Source organism: Candidatus Stoquefichus massiliensis AP9 (assembly GCF_000455285.1).
Lineage (GTDB): Bacteria > Bacillota_I > Bacilli_A > Erysipelotrichales > Coprobacillaceae > Stoquefichus > Stoquefichus massiliensis.
The window spans coordinates 1-4,288 of record NZ_HG005301.1 but is presented as its reverse complement, the minus strand read 5'-3'; the positions used below and the strand labels follow the sequence as shown (position 1 = coordinate 4,288).

The window sequence follows — 4,288 nt, the reverse complement described above, 5'->3', positions numbered from 1 at the left end:
AAAAGCAAAATGGAATGATTACAAAAGTCAATGGTAAATTAACTGCTGTGTATAAGGATAAGAAAGGGAACCTACATTATTTTTCGCCTTATTGTCCTCATCTAAAATGTATTGTTGAATTTAATCAAAAAGATCAAACGTGGAGATGTCCATGTCATCAATCTGTTTATAATGCATATGGACAATTGATGGAAGGTCCTAGTTTATATCCATTAAAACCCAAAGACCAGAATAGAGAATAGACTATTCTGGTCTTTCCTTTGCTTAGAAAACAAAGTATAATAAAGAAAAAGGGGATGTTTGAGGTGCAGATAAAACATATGATCGTTATATGTTTCTTAGGACTTATCATTGTGAGTGGATTTTATATTTTCTTAAAATCTAATTCAGAAGATCAGCAAATATATAATAATTTACTAAGTGTTCTTAAACAGTCTGAATCTTATAGTAAAATGAGTATGAAAGAGATTTTATCGCAAGAAGTTGATGAGAATGTTTTGTCGGCTCTTTATATGCGATTAAGTGATAAATGCGAATATGGTATGGAATTCAATCAATGTAATGAGGTAGAAAAAAACTTTTACTTGTTGTACGATTTTAATGCAGAGGTTGGGAATGGAGGAATTGAACAATTTATCTATAATAGTTATGAAAATGTAACAGTAACATTAGCTGTTTTAAAAGAATCATCATTAAATTATTCATATTCATATTTATCAAATGCATTAAATTTATATCCTAATGAAAAAGTAGAAGCATATGAAAATAAGGTACTATCAGATGCATTGGGAAAACGAGATGATCAATATTATGATTTACATGAAAAAGAATATTATGACTATATCGTTCATTATGTAAACATCCATAAAGATTCTTTTACTGATTAAAGGAAAGAAAGAGGTGTCATTGATGAAATGTGAAGTTTGTGGTACAGAAATACCAACTGGTGAAGTTGAATGTCCGGAATGTGGGAATAAATTAGAAGTAACCCATCAAGAAATTGTACAGACTAAGAAAAGAAATGATCATAACAAAAAAGCATTATTGATTTGTGGTAGTATTATTTTGATTATTCTTATTTATGTTTTAGCTGCATATGATTTTGCACCTAGGTCAAGTGGACCTATAGAAAGGCTGACTTATCAACAAACGATTGATAGAGGATATGATGATGGCAGCATTCAAGTTGCTATTGATAAGCAAAAAGATGTTGAAGAGTTTATTTATAATGCGCTTGATTTACAAAATATTAAGTCAAGTCAGTATTGTTTAAGTGATGGAAATACAACAATTGTGTGTTTTTATGTCGAAGGAATGCTTGAGAGTAATCAGTATAGTATTTCATATTCAGTAGTTAATAAACAACTGAAAACAAGTAGATTAGAAGTGTATGGAACAAATAATAAGAGTATCCAGACATTATCAAACATACCAATAGATGAAACAATAATGAATAAAATGGGAGATTACATAGAAATTAATCAAGCTTATTCTCTATTAAATAAAGCAAGAGAGAAAATGGCAAAAGATAAAAATGATCAAAAAAGATGCATTTATATAAATCAAGAAAACCCAGAAATTTCTATTATTGAAAACCAGGAAAGTGAATCAGAATACTCATTTAATGTTTCTATTGATATTGATTATTCGAAAATAAATAAAAATAGATAACATATTTTAACATAGTCCTTTATACTATATACGGAGGATATAGTATGAAATGTGATGTTTGTGGAACAAAAATTGTAATAGGGAGTTATGAGTGTCCAAACTGTGGATATAAATATGGTCAATATGCGAGTCATTATGATATGGAATCAACAAGGCATGAGCATATTCAATACAGTGCTAAAAGAAGTTTTGATATTAATAAAATGAAAAAAATCATAGGGTTAGTTATTATTGTTTTTGGGGTTGGATGTTTTGTAGTGAGTGTTGCATTCTCTGTGCTTTTTAAGAATAAGGAAGGGTTAACGTTTCAATCTGCTATAGATAAAGGATATGATAATGGGACGATTGCTCTGGCCTTAGAGGCTGAACAAGAACTTGCTAAAAATTTTTCTGTATATGATCCGCATATAGAAGAATATTATTTTAAGGAAAACGATAGAGTGTTTGCTCAATTTGGGATTTCGTATCATGTTGATGGTATTGGTTATCGAATAATTCATTCTTTTGAAAACAATGAGATCAATACGAGCCAGTTTGAGATTAATGGTTATACAGATAATGGTATACAATATAGTAATTTAGTTAATACGGATGTTATTAATCAAATTGGAAATTATTTTCATTATGATTATGCTTATGAAGATTTTAATGAAATGAGATTATCTAATCAGGTGAGTGGGTATGAATTGATGAAAGATAATTGGAAATTAAATATTTATCAGGATGATGTAAGCACTGAGGAGGAAAGGTTGTATTATTTTGTATACACTGCTAATCAAATAAAATCATATAGATAAAAGGGAATGATAACGCATTCCCTTTTATGACGTTTTGAGAACTTTTTCATATTCATAGTAATGTTTTAAAAAAAGTAATATAATAATATTATATATGAGGAGGAAATTTATGAAGAAAATATTATCTATGATATTGATGATGAGCTTTGTATTAGCAGGATGTACATCATCAAATGACACAAAAGCATTGAAAGTCTTAACACCTAATGGTGCACCAGCTTTATCTCTTTTAGGAGTTTATGATGAAATAACTAAGAAGGATGGTAAAATTAATATAGTTGAGGGAAGTGATCTTCTTAGTAGTGAATTGATAAAAAGTGAAAGTGAATATGATGCTATTATTGCGCCAATTAATTTAGGATGTCAGTTGTTAGTTAAAAATAAGACTGAGTATAAATTAGCGGGTGTTTTGACTTGGGGGAATTTATACTTAGTAGAAAATGAAGCAGTGGATAATAATACATTGGCTGCTTTTGGAGAACAGGCTGTTCCTGGAAAGATTTTTAATATTGTAAAAGATTCAAATGATATCATGAAAAATGCTAAAGTGACATATTATAATGCTGTGAGTGATGTGCAGGCACAAGTGCTGGCTGGCAAATGTCAATATGCATTAATGGCTGAACCAGCTGCTACTGCAACTATATCGAAAGCAAAACAAAGTGGAAGTACTTTAAAAATTATAGCTTCGTTACAGGAACTTTATCAAAAACAATCTGGGTTAGAACAGACAGGTTATCCTCAAGCAGCTATTTTTGTAAAGAACAAAGAAGATGTTAAAGACTTATTATCTAAGATTGATACTTTTACAAATAATGAGGCTATTAAAGAAGATAATCAAATAGAAACATTAATTAATGAAATTGGGGCTGAAACATTTGGAGTACCAAATGCTGCTATTGCATCTAAAACATGGAAGAATCAAAATATTCATTATAAAGATGCAGCAACTGTCAAAAGTGATATTGAAGTCATATTAAAAGCCTTTCAAATTGAATTTAATGATAATATGTTAGCAAAATAATGAAACATAAGATTCATTTAACTGTTTATCTTTTCTTGATATGGCAATTATTGGCAGTTGCTGTTCACAATGATATTATTATTCCTTATCCACTGGCGACCTTATTAAGAATGTTTGAAATGCTAAAAAGTAGTTCTTTCTACATAACACTTTTTATAACGTTATCACATGTTGTGATTGTTGTGGGTATTAGTGGGATTGTAGCGTTTGGGTTGGCATATTTAGCATATCGTGTAAAGATTGTAGAAGAATATATTTCGCCAGTGCTGTCGATATTACAGGCGGTTCCTAATATTTCATTTGTTATTTTAGTTTTGTTGTGGGCTTCCTCATTACAAACTGTATATATTGTTTTATTTTTGGTTGTCTTTCCATTACTCTATCACCATTTTATTGCAGGCTTTCAGAATATTGAAAGTGATCTTAGAGATGTTATTCGTTTATATCAACCGCCTTTCTTTGATAAAATGTTTCATGTTTATTTACCACTAATTATGCCAAACTTTTTATCTGGAATGAAAAGTGCTTTAAGTTTGGGCGTGAAAGTAGCGGTTATGGCTGAAATATTGGCAGGACTTCCTTATGGTGTTGGGAGAGCAATTAATTTTGCTAGGATTCAATTTGACATGATTGGTGTCTTTTCCTGGACTTTATGGCTGGTTATTATGATATTATTTATAGATTTTTTATTAAACAAGCTTATTCACAAAGAATGAGCTTTTTCTATTTTTGTTGTTATATTGAGACAAAATCTGATTTCTCTAAAATTATATAAATAAGCTAAAAATAAATTTAT

6 protein-coding genes are annotated in these 4,288 nt (G+C 29.6%); all 6 read left to right on the top strand.

What is annotated here, in order from left to right:
• Positions 1 to 242: Rieske 2Fe-2S domain-containing protein (locus BN350_RS19760; RefSeq protein ID WP_044600456.1), on the top strand; the 242-nt coding region annotated here is incomplete at its 5' end.
• 63 nt (positions 243 to 305) lie between these two features.
• A complete protein-coding gene (locus BN350_RS20100) occupies positions 306 to 887 on the top strand; it encodes a DMP19 family protein (protein ID WP_049945613.1) in 582 nt (193 codons plus the stop codon).
• Between the two features lie 22 nt (positions 888 to 909).
• A complete protein-coding gene (locus BN350_RS17685; protein ID WP_028044783.1) occupies positions 910 to 1,671 on the top strand; it encodes a hypothetical protein in 762 nt (253 codons plus the stop codon).
• A gap of 44 nt (positions 1,672 to 1,715) precedes the next feature.
• Positions 1,716 to 2,468 (top strand): hypothetical protein, encoded by a 753-nt coding sequence (locus tag BN350_RS17680; RefSeq protein WP_028044782.1) that lies wholly within the window; start codon positions 1,716 to 1,718, stop codon positions 2,466 to 2,468.
• A gap of 109 nt (positions 2,469 to 2,577) precedes the next feature.
• Positions 2,578 to 3,492, top strand: coding sequence for a hypothetical protein (locus BN350_RS17675; protein WP_028044781.1), 915 nt, complete (start codon positions 2,578 to 2,580; stop codon positions 3,490 to 3,492).
• Positions 3,492 to 4,208 (top strand): ABC transporter permease, encoded by a 717-nt coding sequence (locus BN350_RS17670; protein ID WP_028044780.1) that lies wholly within the window; start codon positions 3,492 to 3,494, stop codon positions 4,206 to 4,208. Before BN350_RS17675 ends, BN350_RS17670 begins: the two co-directional genes overlap by 1 nt.
• Positions 4,209 to 4,288: the final 80 nt, after the last annotated feature.